We start from the raw sequence: 17,615 nt of genomic DNA, 5'->3' as shown, positions 1-17,615 counted from the left end.
CAAGTCCGCTCCGCAGGAGCTGGCTTGCCGGCGAAGCTGTTTACAACGCCAACGGCGCCCTGGCGCACAAGGTGTTCAAGGCCTGCGCCCATTGCGGGTCGTCATTCAGGCACGGGATCAACAGCAGATCCTCGCCCCCCGCCTCACGGAACTGCTCGCGCCCGCGATCACCGATCTCCTCCAGCGTCTCGATGCAATCGGCGACAAACGCCGGGCACATCACCATCAGCTTCTTCACACCCTGCTTGGCCAGCTCATCAAGGCGCGTCTCGGTGTAGGGCTCGATCCATTTGGCCCGGCCCAAGCGCGACTGAAAGGACACCGACCATGTGCCATCCGCCAGCCCCAGGTGCTCGGCCAGGGCCGATGCCGTTCGCAGGCACTGGGCGCGATAACAGGTGGCCAATACCGCGGGAGAAGCCTTGCGGCAACAGTCGGCATCCTTGAAGCAATGCTGACCGGTAGGGTCGAGCTTGGTCAGGTGCCGCTCCGGCAGACCGTGGAAGCTCAGCAGCAGATGATCATGCTCCTGGGCCAGGTAGGGTCTGGCGCTGGCCGCCAGGGCCTCGATGTACTCAGGCTGATCGTAGAACGGCTGCAGCACGCTCAATTGCACATCCAGCTTGCGCTCGCGCACCACGCGCCGGGCCTCCTCGATCACCGTGGTCACGGTGCTGTCGGCGAACTGTGGATAAAGCGGAGCCAGGGTGATTTTCTTCTGTCCCTGGGCCACCAGCTTGAGCAGCGCCGACTCGATCGAAGGCTCGCCGTAACGCATCGCCAGCTCTACCGGGCCCTGCTTCCACTGCTCGCTCATCACCTGCTGCAAGCGGCGGCTGAGCACCACCAGCGGCGAACCGTCCTCCCACCAGATCGAGGCGTAGGCATGGGCCGACTGCTCCGGGCGCTTGATCAGGATCAGCGACACCAATAACCGCCGCACCGGCCAGGGCAGGTCGATGACATAGGGGTCCATGAGGAACTGGTTGAGGTAGCGGCGCACATCCGCCACCGAAGTGGAGGCCGGCGAACCGAGATTGACCAGGAGCAACGCGTGATCGGTCATGCAACGTCCTATTTCAAAGGCGGCTGGCAATATCGTCCAGGGCCGCGGACAAATCAGTGAACTGGAAAGTGAATCCCGCCTCCAGCAAACGCGCGGGAACGGCACGCTGGCCACCCAGCAACAGCAACGACAACTCACCCAGGGCCAGGCGCAAGACAAAGGCCGGCAGCGGCATCAGCGCCGGACGGTGCAGCACCCGCCCCAGGCTCTTGGCGAATTCGCGGTTGCGCACCGGCTTCGGCGCGCAGGCATTATAAGGACCCCGTGCCTCATCCTGATGCACAAGAAAATCAATCAGGGCAATTTGGTCGTCGATATGAATCCACGGCATCCACTGCCGGCCGCTACCGATAGGACCACCCAGTCCCAGCTTGAATGGCAGCAGCAGGCGCGACAAAAAGCCGCCCTCGGCAGACAGCACCAAACCGGTGCGCACCAGCACCACACGCACCCCCATGGCTTCGGCACGCTGGGCCGTTTCTTCCCAGGCAATGCACAGCTGGCTGGCAAAGTCTTCATTGACCGGCGGCGAATCCTCGCTCAGTTCCCGCTCCCCTGCGTCGCCGTACCAGCCCACCGCCGATCCCGAAACCAGGACCTTGGGCTTGCTCTGGCGACTTTCGAGCCAGGCCAGCAGGGTTTCGGTGAGGGCAATACGGCTGCCCCACAGCAGCGCCTTGCGCTTGTGGGTCCAGGGCCGATCGGCGATCGGGGCGCCGGCCAGGTTGATCACCGCATCCAGCGGCGCCTGGTCCAGCTCTTGCAAAGTTCTGATGGCCCGCACTTGAGGGCCGCACAGAGCGGCCACTTTTTCGGGATGGCGCGTCCATACACTCAATTGGTGACCCTGGGCCTGCCAGTAACGACACAGCGCACGCCCGATCAAACCAGTACCGCCGGTCAGCAATATATGCATGACATCTTCCTCGCGTGGCGTTTTACCCGAATCACTAGTCTATTTTTATAAGCAGGGATCTTTTCAATCGGACAGGCTGTGACTTAACGATAGACAACCTGCACAACCGATGACGCCGAAAGCTATACCAAAAAACAATATTGTACAGGTTTTAGTAGCGGCGTAATCTGTACAGACTGGTAAACGAGGCCCCTATGACAGTACCCATCGCAATCATTGGTACCGGCATCGCCGGACTCTCCGCCGCCCAGGCACTTCGAGATGCCGGGCACAGCATCCAACTCTTCGACAAAAGCCGCGGCAGCGGTGGACGCATGTCGAGCAAGCGCAGCGATGCCGGCAGCCTGGATCTGGGGGCCCAGTACTTTACCGCCCGGGACCGTCGTTTCGTCACCGAAGTCCAGCGCTGGCAAGCCAAGGGCTGGGTCGCCGAATGGGCACCGCAACTTTACAACTCCCACGGCGGCCAGCTCAGCCCCTCCCCCGATGAGCAGACCCGCTGGGTTGGCACGCCACGCATGAGCGCCATCACCCGCGCCCTGATCGGCGACCTCGAAGTGCACTTCGCCTGCCGCATCACCGAGGTCTTCCGTGGCGAACAGCACTGGCACCTGCAGGACGCCGAAGGCTTTACCCACGGCCCCTTCAGCCATGTGGTGATTGCCACGCCGGCGCCGCAAGCCACCGCTTTGCTGGCCGCCGCGCCGAAGCTCGCCGGGGTGGCCGCCGGGGTGAAAATGGACCCCACCTGGGCCGTGGCCCTGGCTTTCGATACGCCACTGGAAACCCCGATGGAAGGCTGCTTCGTCCAGGACAGTCCACTGGACTGGCTGGCCCGCAACCGCAGCAAGCCTGGACGCGATAGCCACCTCGACACCTGGATCCTGCATGCCACCAGCACCTGGAGTCGGCAGCACATCGACCTCTCCAAGGAGGCCGTGACCGAACAATTGCACGGGGCCTTCGCCGAGCTGCTGCACAGCGTCATGCCCGCCCCGACCTTCAGCCTGGCCCATCGCTGGCTCTACGCCCGCCCGGCCACCAGCCATGAATGGGGCGCCCTGGCCGACGCCGACCTGGGGCTGTATGCATGCGGCGACTGGTGCCTCTCCGGTCGGGTCGAAGGCGCCTGGCTCAGTGGCCAGGAGGCCGCACGCCGGCTGCACGAGAGCCTGCGGTGAATCGACTCAACCCACGCAAACTGCTGCTGTCGAAATGGACGGCAGCCCATCCGCAGCGCCGCGAAAAGCACTTTCTGGTCACCGAACTCTTCTGCGATGAAGAAGGCACCGTGCTGGACATCGAACTGCAAGCGGTGCTCACCCGACGCTGCCAGCGATTGAGCTGGCAAACCCTCCAAAACGACAGCGAGTGGCGAATGGGCTGGCGGTAACCGGCGCAACCGCAGGGCAATACCTATACAAACAATTTGACTTGTACAACTTTAATTCTATGATGAAGACAAGTTGTACAACGTTAGGTTTTTGTACAGGTAAGCCCTGGAGGTTGCAGCATGTCCGCCAAGCCGAAAATTGCCATCAGCGCCTGCCTGATGGGTGTGGAAGTCCGCTACAACGGTGGACACAAAGAGTCCCGGCTGTGCAGCCGAGTCCTCAGCGAACACTTCGACTTCCTGCCCCTGTGCCCGGAAGTCGCCATCGGCATGGGCACCCCCCGCGAACCTATCCGACTGGTCGGCGACCCCGAGCAGCCGCGGGCCGTGGGCACCGTGGACCCCAGCCTGGACGTCACCCTGCCCCTGGCCGAATATGGCGAGCGCATGGCGGCCGAGGTCGATGACATCTGCGGCTACATCTTCATGCAGAACTCGCCCTCCTGCGGCCTGGAGCGGGTCAAGGTGTACCAGGCCAACGGCATTCCCCATCGCAACGGCGGTCGCGGCATCTATGCCCAGGCGTTCTGTCAGAAACATCCCGATCTGCCAGTGGAAGAAGCCGGGCGCCTGAACGATCCGGTGCTGCGGGAAAACTTCCTGACTCGGGTCTACGTCTATCGCGACTGGCAGGCGCTGCTCAAGCAGGGCCTGACTCGCCGCGCCCTCACGGACTTCCACTCGCGCTGCAAATACCTGCTGATGGCCCATCACCCGGTGCAGTACAAGACCCTGGGCAATCTGCTGGGCAGCATGGGCAAGAGCGATCCGAGCCTGATCGGCCCGCGCTATTTCAGCGAGCTGATGGCGGCGCTGAGCAAATGCGCGACCCGCGGCACCCACAGCAATGTGCTGCAGCACCTGAGCGGCTACCTCAAGCAAGCCATCAGCAGCGCGGACAAGCAGGAAGTGCAGCATGTCATTGGTCAGTACCGTCACGGCATCGTGCCTCTGGTGGTGCCCCTGACCCTGCTCAAGCACCACTTCCGCCAGCACCCCGATCCCTACATCGCCCAGCAGTTGTATTTGCAGCCGCACCCGGAAAACCTCAGCCTGCGCAACGCGATCTGAGCCATGAAAGCACTCGATCAACAGGCCGAAGACAACAGCGCCCACTACCGGCGCGCCCTGGATGAAGGCTGGCTGCCGATTCGCGAAGTGGCGCGCCAGACCGGGGTCAACGCCGTCACCCTGCGCGCCTGGGAGCGCCGTTACGGACTGATCGTGCCCCTGCGCACCCCAAAGGGCCACCGCCTGTACTCCCAGGAGCAGGTGCAGGAAATCCTCACCATCCTCACCTGGCTCAATCGCGGGGTGGCGGTCAGCCAGGTCAAGCACCTGCTGGACAGCGCCCCAAGCGCCAGCACACCGGCCGAGAACGACTGGCAGCGCCTGCGCCAGACCCTGAGCCTGGCGATCAGCCAACTGGCCGAGCGCAAGGTCGACGACACCTTCAACCAGGCCATGGCCCTGTATCCGCCGCGCACCCTGTGCGAGCACCTGTTGATGCCGTTGCTGGCAGAACTGGAGCAGCGCTGGCAGGGTCAGTTCGGCAGCCAGATGGAGCAGGTGTTCTTCTACTCCTGGCTGCGCAGCAAGCTGGGGGCACGGATCTACCACAACAATCGACAGCTGCAGGCCCCACCGCTGCTGCTGGTCAACCAGTCGGACCTGCCGCTGGAACCCCACCTGTGGCTGACCGCTTGGCTGGCCAGCAGCGCCGATTGCCCGGTGGAAGTCTTCGACTGGCCACTGCCCGGCGCCGAACTGGCCCTGGCCGTCGAACGCCTGCAGGCCCGGGGCCTGCTGCTGTATTCAAGCAAGGCCCTCAACCCTGCGCAGTTGCCCAGGCTGCTCAACGGCATCGGCTGCAAAAAATTCATCGCCGGACCCGCGGTGTGCATCCATCCCGCCGAGTGGTCCGTATGTCTCTCTGAAATCGCCGATCTGCACCTGGCCCAGGACCCGATAACGGCCTGCCAGGCGCTGCTCGAGCGAGGACTCTTCTGAACCGGGAATCAGCATGCAATTGATCTGGCTGCGCAGCGATCTGCGCCTACATGACAACACCGCCCTCTGCGCCGCCACCCAGCGTGGCCCGACCGTAGCGGTGTACCTGCTGAGCCCGGAGCAGTGGCAGGCCCACGACGATGCGCCGTGCAAGGTCGACTTCTGGCTGCGCAATCTGCAGTCGTTGAGCAAGGCCCTGGGCCGCCTGAACATCCCCCTGCTGATCCGCAGCGCCGCCACCTGGGACCAGGCGCCCCAGGTCTTGCTGGAACTGTGCCGGCAACTGCAGGTACGCATGCTGCATTTCAACCAGGAATACGGGATCCACGAAAGCCGTCGCGACGCCGCGGTGACCCGGGTTCTGGAGGAGGCCGACATCAGCGTCCAGGGCCACCTCGATCAACTGCTGTTCCAGCCCGGTAGCGTGCTGACCAAGAGCGGCGGCTACTTCCAGGTATTCAGCCAGTTCCGAAAGGTCTGCTACAGCCGCCTGCACAGCGCACTGCCGGCCCTGGTCGCCAGCCCCAAGGCGCAATTGCCGCTGTCGATCCAGGCCGATCCCGTGCCCCGTCATATCGACGGCTTCCCGTCCCCCAGCCAATCACTGCGCGACCTCTGGCCGGCCGGCGAAGATCAGGCCCTGGGCCGCCTGGAACAGTTCACCGACGAGCAGATCCACTACTACCAGAGCGAACGCGACTTCCCGGCCAAGCCCGGCACCAGCCAGCTTTCGCCCTACCTCGCCGCCGGAGTGATCTCGCCGCGGCAATGCCTGCACGCCGCCTTGCGCTGCAACCAGGGAGAGTTCGAAAGCGGCAATCCCGGCGCCGTCACCTGGATCAACGAACTGCTGTGGCGCGAGTTCTACAAACACATCCTGGTCGGTTACCCACGGGTTTCCCGGCACCGCGCCTTCCGCCCGGAAACCGAGGCGGTGGCCTGGCGCGACGCCCCCGAAGACCTGGCGGCCTGGCAAGAAGGCCGCACCGGCCTGCCGATCATCGACGCCGCCATGCGCCAACTGCTGGAGACCGGCTGGATGCACAACCGCCTGCGAATGGTGGTGGCGATGTTCCTGACCAAGAACCTGCTGATCGACTGGCGTGAAGGCGAGCGCTTCTTCATGCGCCACCTGATCGACGGCGACCTGGCGGCGAACAATGGCGGCTGGCAATGGAGTTCCTCCACCGGCACCGACGCCGCGCCGTACTTCCGCATTTTCAACCCCGTCAGCCAGTCGGAACGTTTCGATGCCGAAGGGCGCTTCATCAAGCACTGGCTGCCGCAACTGGCGGGGTTGAACAAAAAGGATATCCACAACCCGGGGGCCATGGGCGGCCTGTTCGCAGTCGCCGACTACCCGGCGCCCATGGTCGACCTGGCCATGTCCCGGGATCGTGCCCTGGCGGCCTTCAAGGCCCTGCCTGCGCGGCCGGACGCGGGAGGCCCCCATGACTGACTTCCTCCATGGCTTCGCCCGGGACTTCGCCAGCCTCGACAAGCACAACCTGCAGCGCCTGGATCAGCTCTACAGCGAGGACATCCAGTTCACCGACCCGCTGCACGAGGTCAATGGCTTGCCGCGCCTGCGGCACTACTTCGCCGAGCTGTACGCCAATGTCAGCGAGCTGCGCTTCGACTTCCACGGCATCGACACCTGCGGCGAAGGCCAGGGCTACCTGCGCTGGACCATGAGCTACCGCCACCCGCGCCTGCGCGCTGGCCAGCTGGTCCGGGTCGCCGGCTGCTCGCACCTGCATTGGCGTGACGACAAGGTTTATCGGCATCGCGACTATTTCGACGCCGGCGCGCTGCTCTATGAACACCTGCCGGTACTCGGCGCGGTGATCGCCTGGTTGAAAAGGAGGCTCGGATGAACCCGGCAATGCCACGGCGGATCTGGCTCACCGGTGCCAGCAGCGGCATCGGTGCGGCGCTGGCCGAAGAGCTGCTCAAGGCCGGCGCCCAGGTGGCCGTCAGCGCCCGTTCGCGCGAGCCCCTGGAGGCCCTGGCCCAGCGGTATCCGGGTCGGGTGCTGGTGGTGCCCGGCGATCTCACCGACGCCCTGCAGGTGCGCGAGATCGGCAAGCGCATCGCCCAGGCCTGGGGCGCCCTGGACACGGCGATTCTCAATGCCGGCACTTGTGAATACATCGACGTGCAGCAATTCGACGCGGCGCTGATCCAGCGTGTGCTCAACAGCAACCTGCTGTCCGCCGGCTATTGCATCGAAGCCGCACTGCCCTTGTTGCGGGCCGGCAATCAGCCCCACCTGGTGGGCGTGGCCAGTTCCGTGACCTATCTGCCGCTGCCCCGGGCCGGCGCCTACGGCGCCTCCAAGGCCGCCCTGCGTTACCTGCTGCAATCCTTGCGCATCGACCTGGCCGCCGAGGGCATCGACGTCACCGTGGTCAGCCCGGGCTTCGTCGATACCCCGCTGACCGCGCGCAACGACTTTGCCATGCCCATGAGCTGGCCCGCCGCCAAGGCCGCCCGACATATCCACAAGCGTCTGTCACACCGGGATCTGGAGATCGCTTTCCCCGCCCCGTTCATCTTCGGCCTCAAGCTGCTGTCCTGGCTGCCCGGCCGCCTGCAACTGGCCATCGCCAAACGCCTGGCCCGCACGGGGAGTGCATCGTGAAAATCGCCATAATCGGTAGCGGCATCGCCGGCCTGACCTGCGCCTACGTTCTCAACCGTCGTCATGACATCCGGGTCTTCGAGGCCGGCAGCTGGATCGGCGGTCACACCCACACCGTGGAGGTCAGCCACAACGGCGAAACCCAATCCGTGGACACCGGTTTCATCGTCTTCAACGACTGGACCTACCCCAACTTCATCCGCCTGCTGGGCCAGATCGGGGTCAAGTTCAAACCCACCGAGATGAGCTTCTCGGTGTGTGATCCGGCCTCGGGCCTGGAGTACAACGGCAACAACCTCAACAGCCTGTTCGCCCAGCGGCGCAACCTGCTGTCGCCCGGGTTCTGGGGCATGCTGCGGGACATTCTGCGCTTCAACAAAACCGCCTTGCTCGATCTGCAGCAGCAGCGGATCGCCGCCGACACCACCCTTGGCGACTACCTGAAAAACCAGGGCTATGGCGAGCGTTTCATCCAGCACTACATCGTGCCCATGGGGTCGGCGATCTGGTCGATGTCACGGGTGCAGATGCTCGGTTTCCCCTTGCAGTTCTTTGTGCGCTTCTTCAAGAACCACGGCTTGCTGTCGGTGAACAATCGTCCCCAGTGGTGCGTGATCGAAGGCGGCTCAAGCCGCTATATCGAACCGCTGACCGCCTCGTTCCGCCAGCACATCCGCCTCGACTGCCCGGTGCAACGGGTCGAGCGCGACGAAACCGGCGTGCTGATCCACAGCGCCGCCGGCAGCGAACGCTTCGACAAGGTGGTGTTCGCCTGTCACAGCGACCAGGCCCTGCAACTGCTGGCCAGCCCCAGCCGGGCCGAGCGGGAGATTCTCCAGGCCCTGCCCTACGCCGACAATGACGTGGTACTGCACACCGATACCCGGCTGCTGCCCCGCCGGCGCCTGGCCTGGGCCAGCTGGAACTACCGCCTGGACGCCAGCGGCGACAAAGCCGCCGCCGTGACCTACGACATGAACATCCTGCAAGGCCTGAAGAGCGACACCACTTTCTGCGTCAGCCTCAACCAGACCGCGGTCATCGACCCGACGCAAATCCTTGCCCGCTTCACTTACGCCCACCCGCAGTACAGCCTCGAAGCGGTGGCGGCCCAGGCCCGCTGGAGCGAGCTGCAAGGCGCCCAGCACAGCTTCTACTGCGGCGCCTACTGGGCCAACGGCTTTCACGAAGACGGCGTGGTCAGTGCGTTGCGCGTGGCCCAGGCCTTTGGTGAACAACTGTGAACAGTGCCCTGTACAGCGGCTGGATCAGCCACCGGCGCTTCGCCCCCAAGGACCATGCCTTCCGCTATCGGATCGGCCTCTTGTACCTGGACCTGGACGAGCAGGAGGCGGTGCTGGGACTCTCACCCCTGGCGGGCCGCAGCCGTTTCGCCCCCTTCGCCTTCCGCGAAAGCGATTACCTGAAAGACTTCACCGGCCAGGGCATGCGCCTGATCGACGCGGTACGCCAGCAAGTGGCCGCGGCCATCGGCCATGTGCCGGGCGGCGCGGTGCGCCTGTTGACCCAGGTGCGCAGCTGGGGCCTGGCGTTCAATCCGGTGAGTTTCTTCTACTGCTTCGAGGCCGACGGGCAACTGGCGGCGATTCTCTGTGAAGTCACCAATACCCCGTGGCGCGAGCGTTATCACTATGTGCTGCCGGCCCGCCCGGACAGTGCCACGGCTCCCGAGCACCAGCACTTCGCCGTGGCCAAGGCCTTTCATGTGTCACCGTTCCTGCCCCGGGACCTTGAGTACCGCATGAGCTTCAGCCCACCAGCCGAGCGGCTCGGGGTGCACATGGCCGACTGGCAGGGTGATCTGAAGGTATTCGACGCCACCCTCAGCCTGCAGCGCCAGGCCCTGGATCGCCGCAGCCTGCACCAGTACCTGCGCAGTTTTCCATGGATGACCGCCAAGACCTGCCTGGCCATCTACTGGCAGGCCCTGCGCCTGACCGCCAAGGGCATCACCTTCTTTCCCCATGAGGCCGCCGACGGCGCCTATCGCACAGCCGCTGTACAACCCAAGGATCGCCGCCATGAAATCCTCTAGCGTATCGGCCAGAAATACCCTGTTCAGCACCCACAGCCTGACCGCCAACCTGTTGCGTCGCGGCGTGCTGCGGCAACTGGCGCACCTCAAGCACGGCCAACTGCTGGTCATCGAAAACGCCGAGCGCCTGGTCTTCGGCGACCGCACGGCAGCCTTGGTGGGTGAGATCCATATCCACGACAGCAGCGCCTGGGGGCTGGTGGCCAGCAGCGGCTCGATCGGTGCCGGCGAAGCGTTCATCCACGGCTACTGGAGCACCCCGGACCTGACGGCGGTGATCCGCGTCTTCGTCAGCAACCTGGACGTGCTGGATGCCATGGAAGGCGGCCTGGCGCGACTCGGCCGGCCCTTGGTACGCGGCCTGCACTGGCTCAATCGCAACACGCGCAAGGGCTCGCAGAAAAACATCGCCGCCCACTACGACCTCGGCAATGAACTGTTCGAGCAGTTTCTCGACCCCACGATGATGTATTCGGCCGCGCAATTTCGCAGCGAGGACGACAGCCTGGAGCAGGCCCAGTTGAACAAACTGGAACGCATCTGCCAGAAACTCGCGCTCAAGCCCGAGGATCACCTGCTGGAGATCGGCACCGGCTGGGGCAGCATGGCGCTGTATGCGGCGCAGAACTACGGGTGCCGCGTGACCACCACCACCTTGTCCAAGGAACAGTTCGCCTATACCCGCCAGCGCATCGACGCCGCCGGCCTGCAGGACCGGGTGACCCTGTTGCTGGAGGACTATCGCGACCTGAACGGGCACTACGACAAGCTGGTGTCCATCGAAATGATCGAAGCCGTGGGCCACCGCTTCCTGCCCACCTACTTCCAGCAGTGCGCGAAGTTGCTCAAAAGCAACGGCCTGATGCTGCTGCAAGCCATCACCATCCGTGACCAGCGCTATGAACAGGCGAAGAACGGCGTGGACTTCATCCAGCGCTACATCTTCCCCGGCGGCGCCCTGCCCAGCGTGCACAAGATGCTCGAAGTGGTCAGCCGCGACACCGACATGAACCTGCTGCACATGGAGGATTTCGGCCTGCACTACGCCCGCACCCTGCGCCTGTGGCACGAGAACTTCCGCCGCGCCCACGGCCGCCTGAGCGAGCTGGGCTATGACGCGTACTTCCTGCGCCTGTGGGAGTTCTACCTGTGCTACTGCGAAGGCGGTTTCCTGGAGCGCAGCATCGGCACCGCGCAGATGCTCCTGGCCAAACCCTCGGCGGTGCCGCAACCCCTGCTGGGCCGTTTCGATGCGTAAACAACTGGCCAACGCCCTGCTGTTCCAGCTGGGCTGGTTCATCTGTGTACTGTCCGGCGACAGCGCCTGGCTGCTGCTGGGGGTGGCGATCCTGCTGGCGCATTTTCGCTGGATCGGCAGCTGGGCCGCGGAAGGCCGGATGATTTTCGGGGTCGCCCTGACCGGCATTACCCTGGACAGCTTCCTGCACTGGCTGGGGGTGTTCCAGTTCCAGCAAGTGAGCCTGCTGATTCCCCTGTGGCTGATCGTGCTCTGGGCCTTGCTGGGAACCACTCTGCGCCACTGCCTGGCGTGGACCGCCCGGCCCTGGTGGCTGACCTGCCTGGTTGGCGCACTGTGCGGACCGCTGTCCTATTACGCCGGGGGCCGCCTGGCCGGAGTGAGCTTTGCCTATGGCCTGTGGCCAACCCTGCTGGGGCTGGGACTGCTGTGGAGCATGCTGCTGCCGCTGCTGCACGTGCTCGCACGCCCCACTGCGGAAGAACCGCAGGCAGCCATCCCGGACTGAGCGTCCGTCCGGGCTTTCCCACAGCAGGGGCCGACTGCCTTACACTGCGCGCCTATGATCACCATTCCCGTTGTCCCCGTCCCCGAACCGGCCATCAGTTGCTCGACCTGCGCCGCCTGCTGCTGCCAGCTGGAAGTGATGCTGATCACCGACACCGGGGTGCCCGAACGCTTTATCGACACCGACGACTGGGGCGGCGAAGTCATGCGCCGCCTGGACGACGGCTGGTGCGCGGCCCTGGACCGCGACAGCATGCGCTGCAGCATCTATGAGCTGCGGCCACTGATCTGTCGCGAGTTCGAGCTGGGAGAGGCCGATTGCTTGAGCGAACGCCGGGGAATCGCCACGGCGTATCGCTGATAGCGGTCTCAGAGCGGCATCGTGTAATGCAGCGCGTAGCTTTCGATACCGTCGTTGGGGGTTTGAATCCCGGCGTTGGAGTAATGGGTGGCGCGGATCCCGACTTCATGCCCGCCGGCGAAACGCAGGCCGAAACCGATGCGGTCTTCGAACTGGAAGGATGAGCCGAGCTTGTTGTCCTCGACCTCGGTGTGGGCAAAGGCTGCCACCCCGATCCCCGCCTCGATGTAAGGCTTGACGCGGGCCCCGGCGAACTCATAGACCAGTACCGGCGAAAACGACAGGCTGTGATTGCTCGATTTCTTGTCGCCATCCCAATAGGTGTAGGCGCCGCTCCAGTACCCAGTCAGGCGACCGACATCACTTTGCAGCCAGCTCTTGTCCCAGTCCCATTGCATACCCAGGCGGTAGGTCTGGGTCGAATCGCCGGTTTGTCCCACGGAGAACTCGACTCCGGCCGCCTGCGCGGAAAAACTGTGCCCCAACAACCCGGCCGCCAGCGCGGCCAAACACAACAGTCGCTTCATCAGGAACGTCCTTTTTCAACGGTTACCTATGGTCTTGTACAACCTTCTGGAAAAGTTATAGAAGCCTGCGCGCGCTCGGAAGTTCAGCTACGGTCGAGGGTTTTTCAGGTTTTTTTCACAACTCGAAACGCTGAACGCTAGCAGGGCCTTTCCACAAAAGCGGCAACACGTGGACAAAGTGCGGGACGTCGCCGCTGGTCCAGAAACGAGTCTCCCGGGCCGGGCCCCGGGCCCGTAGCTCGCCCTCGTCCAAGAGGCGTTGCAACTGCCGGGCAACGGCGCCGCCCGTGTCGATCAGGCTGATGTGGGGCGGCAGCATCTGCAGCAGCACCGGCTTGAGAAACGGATAGTGGGTGCACCCCAGGATGATGGTGTCGCAGCCGGCCGCCAGCAGCGGTTCGACATAGCCCTGCAACAGTTGCCGCAGGGCGCTGCTGTCGAGGTCGCCGTTTTCGATCATTTCCACCAGGCCGGGACAGGGCTGGGTGACCACTTTCACATCCGCGGCGAAGCGATCGAGCAAGGCGGCGAACTTGGCACTCTGCAAGGTGCCGGTGGTGGCCAGCACCCCGACCACCCCACTGCGGGTCGCCGCCGCAGCGGGCTTGACCGCAGGCTCCATGCCGACGATGGGCCAGTCCGGGTAATCGCGGCGCAGATCGGCCACGCCGGCCACGGTGGCGGTGTTGCAGGCCAGGACCAGGGCCTTGGCGCCCTGCTCGCGGAAGTAGCGCGCCATCAGGGCACAACGCTGGCGAATGAACTCCGGGGTCTTTTCGCCGTAGGGAATATGCCCGCAATCGCCAAAGTACAGCAGTGATTCGTTGGGCAGCAGGCGCTGAATTTCCGCCAGTACCGACAGACCGCCAACACCGGAATCGAACACCGCAACGGGCGCTTCACTCATGCTGAACTCCGCAAACGCTGCAACCGGGATCACGCTTGACGCGCAGCTCACGAAAGCGCGTCCCCAGGGCATCGATCAATAACAGTCGACCCACCAGAGGCTCGCCAAACCCGGCCAGCAGCTTCAGGGCTTCCAGCGCCTGCAGGCTGCCCACGGTGCCCACCAGCGGACCGAGCACTCCGGCCTCGCTGCAGGTCAGCTCGGCTTCGCTGCCATGCCCGTACAGGCAGTGGTAGCAAGGGCTTTCCGGGCGGCGCGGGTCGAACACCGACAACTGTCCTTCCAGGCGAATCGCCGCACCGCTGACCAGGGGCTTGCCGGCCGCCACGCACGCGGCGTTCACCGCCTCGCGGGTGCTGAAGTTGTCGGAGCAATCAAGCACCAGGTCCACCGCGGCCACGGCGGCGGCCAGGCTGTCGACGTCCAGCGCCTGGCGATGGGGCACCAGGCGGATTTCCGGGTTGAGGGCGGACAGCCGGCTGATGGCCGAATCCACCTTACTGACCCCGACACTCTGGCTGTCGTGGATGATCTGGCGCTGCAGGTTGGTCAGGTCCACGCTGTCGAAGTCGGCCAGGTGCAGCTCGCCGACCCCGGCCGCAGCCAGGTACAGCGCCGCCGGGGCACCAAGGCCGCCGAGGCCGACAATCAGTACCCGGCTCTGCTTGAGGCGCAACTGGCCATCGATGTCGACGTGCTGCAACAGAATCTGCCGGCTATAGCGCAACAGCTCCTGATCGGTCAGCACGGCAGGCACCCGAGGCTGATGCGTTCATGACCACCCAGGTCGATGCGGCTGTGGACTTCGATGAACCCCCGGGCCGTCAACAATTCGCGCACCGCGCCAGCCTGATCGTAGCCATGCTCGAGCATCAGCCAGCCACCGGCTTCCAGGTGCTGCGGGGCCTGGTCGACGATCAGGCGCAGGTCGTCCAGACCGTCCTTGCCCGCCACCAGGGCGCTTTCGGGTTCGAAACGCACATCGCCGGCCGCCAGATGAGGATCGGCCTCGGCGATGTAGGGGGGATTACTGACGATCAAGTGGAAGCGCTGGGACTCGACCGCGCTGAACCAGTGGCTGCTGAGCACCGTGACGTTGTCCAGTTGCAGGCGCTGGCGGTTGCGTTCGGCCAGGGCCACGGCTTCCAGCACCCGATCCACGGCCGTAACCTTCCAGGCCGGACGCTCGCTGGCCAGGGCCAGAGCGATCGCGCCGCTACCGGTGCCCAGGTCGAGGACCTTGGCCGGGGTCGCTGGCAGCAGTTCCAACGCCGCCTCCACCAGCAGCTCCGTGTCGGGGCGCGGAATCAGGGTGTGCGGTGCCACTTCCAGATCCAGCTTCCAGAAACCCTGTTGCCCAAGGATGTAGGCCACCGGCTCGCCGGAACGACGTCGTTGCAGGTACTCGGCGAACAGCAGCGCGGCTTCGCTGGGCACGATGCGTTCCGGCCAGGTGTGCAGGAAGCTGCGGGGCTTGCCCAGGGCCGCCGCCAGGAGCAGCTCGGCATCCAGGCGCGGCGTCGGCGAATCGGGTAATTGAGCTGCGCGCAGCAGGCTGGCGATGATGGTCATTTACTCACCCAATGCCGCAAGTTGATCGGCCTGGTATTCGGCCAGCAGCGGTTCAATCACTGCCTCGACGCCCCCGGCGAGAATTTCGTCCAGGGAATACAGGGTCAGGTTGATCCGGTGGTCAGTGACCCGGCCCTGGGGGAAGTTGTAGGTGCGGATGCGCTCGGAGCGATCCCCCGAGCCCACCAGCAGCTTGCGCTCGCTGGCGATGGCATTGGCCGCGGCGCTGGTCTGCTGGTCGTTGAGCTTGGCCGACAGCCAGGACATGGCCCGGGCCCGGTTCTTGTGCTGGGAACGCTCTTCCTGGCACTCCACCACGATCCCCGAAGGAATGTGGGTGATGCGGATCGCCGAGTCGGTCTTGTTCACGTGCTGGCCGCCGGCGCCCGAGGAGCGATAGGTATCGATGCGCAGGTCCGCCGGGTTGATCTCGATGGCTTCCTGTTCGTCCGGCTCGGGCAGCACCGCCACGGTGCACGCAGAGGTGTGGATGCGACCCTGGGATTCGGTGGCCGGCACGCGCTGCACACGGTGCGCGCCGGACTCGAACTTGAGCTTGCCGTAGACGTTCTCGCCTTCGACCCGGGCAATGACTTCCTTATAGCCGCCGTGCTCACCCTCGTTTTCCGAGAGGATCTCCAGCCGCCAGCCACGCCGTTCGGCGTAGCGCGAATACATGCGGAACAGGTCGCCGGAAAAGATCGCCGCCTCGTCACCGCCAGTGCCGGCGCGGATTTCCAGGAACACGTTGCGCCCGTCGTTGGGGTCCTTGGGCAGCAACATGCGTTGTAAGGCGCTTTCCAGCTCGGCCAGTTGCTCCTTGGCCTCGCGCACTTCCTCGGCGGCCATTTCCCGCAGGTCCGGGTCGTTGTCCTTGAGCAGCGCCTGGGCGCCTTCGAGATCGGCCTGGACCTTGAGTACCTGTTTGTAGGAGGCAACGATCGGCTCGACTTCCGCGTACTCCTTGGAGTAGGTGCGGAACTTGGCCTGATCGGAAATGACCTCAGCATCGCCGAGCAAGGCGGTCAGTTCCTCGAAACGATCCTGGAGAATGTCCAGCTTACTGAGCAGTGACGCTTTCATTACGGGGTTTTATCCGATGAGCCCTCACCGAGGGCAAAGAGTTCTTGAGCCATGGCCAGCGCATCGAGGCGACCTTCGGCGGACAGCTTTTTCAGCTGCACGCTCGGCGCGTGCAGCAGTTTGTTGGTCAGGCCACGGGCCAGTTGGGCCAGTACGTCCTCGGCGCTGGAGCCATTGCTCAACAGGCGCAGAGCCTTCTGCAGTTCTTCGTCACGCAGGCGCTCGCTCTGTTGACGATAGGCCTTGAGCACGTCCACCGCCGCCAATTCCCGCAAGCGCACCATGAAGTCCTCGGCGCCGATGTTCACCAGCTCCTCGGCGGCCTGGGCCGCGCCCTGACGGCTCTTGAGGTTTTCCGCGACCACTTCGTGCAGGTCATCGACGGTATAGAGGTAAACGTCGTCCAACTCGCCGACTTCAGGCTCGATGTCCCGGGGAACGGCGATATCCACCATGAAAATCGGCTTGTGCTTGCGCAGCTTCAGTGCGCTTTCCACTGCGCCCTTGCCAAGGATCGGCAGCTGGCTGGCGGTGGAACTGATGACGATATCGCTGTGCACCAGCTCCTGGGGAATGTCCGATAGCAACACCGCGTGGGCGCCGAACTGCTCCGCCAGGAGGCTGGCGCGCTCCAGGGTGCGGTTGGCCACGACGATGCGCTTGACCCCCAGGTCGTGCAGGTGCCGGGCCACCAGGGTAATGGTCTCGCCCGCGCCGATCAGCAACGCCTGGCTGCGCTGCAGATCGCTGAAAATCTGTTTGGCCAGGCTTACCGCGGCAAACGCCACGGACACCGGGTTCTCGCCGATGGCGGTATCGGTCCGCACCTGCTTGGCGGCGCTGAAGGTGGCCTGGAACAGCCGCCCCAGCAGCGGACCGACGGTGCCGGCCTCACGGGCCACGGCGTAGGCGGACTTCATCTGCCCCAGGATCTGCGGCTCGCCCAACACCAGCGAATCCAGGCCCGAGGCCACCCGCATCATGTGACGAACTGCCGCATCGTCTTCATGCACATAGGCACTGGCGCGCAGCTCGTCTAGGCTCAGGTGGTGATAGTCCGCCAGCCAGCGCAGCACCACATCCGCAGAAAGATGATCCTGTTCTACATAGAGTTCACTGCGATTGCAGGTGGAGAGGATCGCAGCTTCGCGGCTGTCGGTGAGTCGGCAGAGCTGCTGCAAGGCCTCAACCAACTGCTCAGGGGTAAAGGCCACGCGCTCGCGGACGTCTACAGAAGCAGTCTTGTGGTTAATACCGAGTGCAAGGAAGGCCATTCAAGGTCGCTGATGATGTCGAGAAGCCGGCAATTGTCCTA

The 17,615-nt window shown here is 64.4% G+C and carries 20 protein-coding genes; 12 read left to right on the top strand and 8 right to left on the bottom strand.

The window, feature by feature from the left end; genetic code table 11:
• Positions 1 to 40 precede the first annotated feature (40 nt).
• The gene (gene hemH, locus L1O02_RS05455; RefSeq protein ID WP_235759675.1) at positions 41 to 1,066 is read right to left on the bottom strand and encodes a ferrochelatase; all 1,026 of its coding nucleotides are present in this window, start codon (positions 1,064 to 1,066) and stop codon (positions 41 to 43) included.
• 13 nt (positions 1,067 to 1,079) lie between these two features.
• Entirely contained in the window at positions 1,080 to 1,982 is a 903-nt protein-coding gene (locus L1O02_RS05450) for a TIGR01777 family oxidoreductase (protein WP_060844592.1), read from the bottom strand.
• 194 nt (positions 1,983 to 2,176) lie between these two features.
• Here L1O02_RS05450 and L1O02_RS05445 point away from each other — a divergent pair, with 194 nt between their 5' ends.
• The 12 genes from L1O02_RS05445 to L1O02_RS05390 all read left to right on the top strand — a co-directional run bounded on the left by L1O02_RS05445 (position 2,177) and on the right by L1O02_RS05390 (position 12,211).
• A complete protein-coding gene (locus tag L1O02_RS05445) occupies positions 2,177 to 3,163 on the top strand; it encodes an NAD(P)/FAD-dependent oxidoreductase (protein ID WP_235759674.1) in 987 nt (328 codons plus the stop codon).
• A complete protein-coding gene (locus L1O02_RS05440) occupies positions 3,160 to 3,375 on the top strand; it encodes a TIGR02450 family Trp-rich protein (RefSeq protein ID WP_015636962.1) in 216 nt (71 codons plus the stop codon). Before L1O02_RS05445 ends, L1O02_RS05440 begins: the two co-directional genes overlap by 4 nt.
• Positions 3,376 to 3,495: 120 nt before the next feature.
• Positions 3,496 to 4,446, top strand: coding sequence for a DUF523 and DUF1722 domain-containing protein (locus L1O02_RS05435; RefSeq protein WP_060841013.1), 951 nt, complete (start codon positions 3,496 to 3,498; stop codon positions 4,444 to 4,446).
• 3 nt (positions 4,447 to 4,449) lie between these two features.
• Positions 4,450 to 5,385: a MerR family transcriptional regulator gene (locus L1O02_RS05430; RefSeq protein WP_060841014.1), complete on the top strand. Its 936-nt coding sequence runs from the start codon at positions 4,450 to 4,452 to the stop codon at positions 5,383 to 5,385.
• Positions 5,386 to 5,398: 13 nt separating this feature from the next.
• Entirely contained in the window at positions 5,399 to 6,844 is a 1,446-nt protein-coding gene (gene phrB / locus L1O02_RS05425) for a deoxyribodipyrimidine photo-lyase (protein WP_235759673.1), read from the top strand.
• On the top strand, positions 6,837 to 7,262 hold the full coding sequence (locus L1O02_RS05420; protein WP_060844595.1) for a nuclear transport factor 2 family protein: 426 nt from the start codon (positions 6,837 to 6,839) through the stop codon (positions 7,260 to 7,262). Before phrB ends, L1O02_RS05420 begins: the two co-directional genes overlap by 8 nt.
• Complete coding sequence (locus L1O02_RS05415; protein ID WP_060841017.1) at positions 7,259 to 8,029, top strand: SDR family NAD(P)-dependent oxidoreductase; 771 nt, start codon at positions 7,259 to 7,261, stop codon at positions 8,027 to 8,029. Before L1O02_RS05420 ends, L1O02_RS05415 begins: the two co-directional genes overlap by 4 nt.
• The gene (locus L1O02_RS05410) at positions 8,026 to 9,273 is read left to right on the top strand and encodes an FAD-dependent oxidoreductase (protein WP_060844596.1); all 1,248 of its coding nucleotides are present in this window, start codon (positions 8,026 to 8,028) and stop codon (positions 9,271 to 9,273) included. Before L1O02_RS05415 ends, L1O02_RS05410 begins: the two co-directional genes overlap by 4 nt.
• Positions 9,270 to 10,085 (top strand): DUF1365 domain-containing protein, encoded by an 816-nt coding sequence (locus L1O02_RS05405; protein WP_060841019.1) that lies wholly within the window; start codon positions 9,270 to 9,272, stop codon positions 10,083 to 10,085. The genes L1O02_RS05410 and L1O02_RS05405 overlap by 4 nt, the downstream gene beginning before the upstream one ends.
• Complete coding sequence (locus L1O02_RS05400; RefSeq protein ID WP_060844597.1) at positions 10,072 to 11,343, top strand: cyclopropane-fatty-acyl-phospholipid synthase family protein; 1,272 nt, start codon at positions 10,072 to 10,074, stop codon at positions 11,341 to 11,343. The genes L1O02_RS05405 and L1O02_RS05400 overlap by 14 nt, the downstream gene beginning before the upstream one ends.
• Positions 11,336 to 11,851, top strand: coding sequence for a DUF2878 domain-containing protein (locus L1O02_RS05395; protein WP_015636971.1), 516 nt, complete (start codon positions 11,336 to 11,338; stop codon positions 11,849 to 11,851). The genes L1O02_RS05400 and L1O02_RS05395 overlap by 8 nt, the downstream gene beginning before the upstream one ends.
• Before the next feature lie 54 nt (positions 11,852 to 11,905).
• Complete coding sequence (locus L1O02_RS05390; protein ID WP_047306050.1) at positions 11,906 to 12,211, top strand: YkgJ family cysteine cluster protein; 306 nt, start codon at positions 11,906 to 11,908, stop codon at positions 12,209 to 12,211.
• Positions 12,212 to 12,219: 8 nt separating this feature from the next.
• On the opposite strand, the gene L1O02_RS05385 is transcribed toward L1O02_RS05390, so the two are convergent.
• The 6 genes from L1O02_RS05385 to hemA form a co-directional block, all read right to left on the bottom strand.
• Entirely contained in the window at positions 12,220 to 12,738 is a 519-nt protein-coding gene (locus L1O02_RS05385; RefSeq protein WP_060841022.1) for an acyloxyacyl hydrolase, read from the bottom strand.
• Positions 12,739 to 12,853: 115 nt separating this feature from the next.
• Entirely contained in the window at positions 12,854 to 13,645 is a 792-nt protein-coding gene (gene murI, locus L1O02_RS05380) for a glutamate racemase (RefSeq protein ID WP_060841023.1), read from the bottom strand.
• The gene (locus L1O02_RS05375; protein ID WP_060842014.1) at positions 13,638 to 14,393 is read right to left on the bottom strand and encodes a molybdopterin-synthase adenylyltransferase MoeB; all 756 of its coding nucleotides are present in this window, start codon (positions 14,391 to 14,393) and stop codon (positions 13,638 to 13,640) included. The genes murI and L1O02_RS05375 overlap by 8 nt, the downstream gene beginning before the upstream one ends.
• Entirely contained in the window at positions 14,387 to 15,217 is an 831-nt protein-coding gene (gene prmC / locus L1O02_RS05370; RefSeq protein ID WP_060841024.1) for a peptide chain release factor N(5)-glutamine methyltransferase, read from the bottom strand. Before prmC ends, L1O02_RS05375 begins: the two co-directional genes overlap by 7 nt.
• Positions 15,218 to 16,300, bottom strand: a complete 1,083-nt coding sequence (gene prfA, locus L1O02_RS05365) for a peptide chain release factor 1 (protein ID WP_060841025.1) — start codon at positions 16,298 to 16,300, stop codon at positions 15,218 to 15,220.
• Complete coding sequence (gene hemA, locus L1O02_RS05360) at positions 16,300 to 17,574, bottom strand: glutamyl-tRNA reductase (protein WP_016965522.1); 1,275 nt, start codon at positions 17,572 to 17,574, stop codon at positions 16,300 to 16,302. Before hemA ends, prfA begins: the two co-directional genes overlap by 1 nt.
• Positions 17,575 to 17,615: the final 41 nt, after the last annotated feature.

Origin of the sequence: Pseudomonas sp. BC42 (assembly GCF_021560055.1) — a bacterium.
Lineage (GTDB): Bacteria > Pseudomonadota > Gammaproteobacteria > Pseudomonadales > Pseudomonadaceae > Aquipseudomonas.
This window is presented reverse-complemented; position numbering and strand designations above follow the sequence as displayed.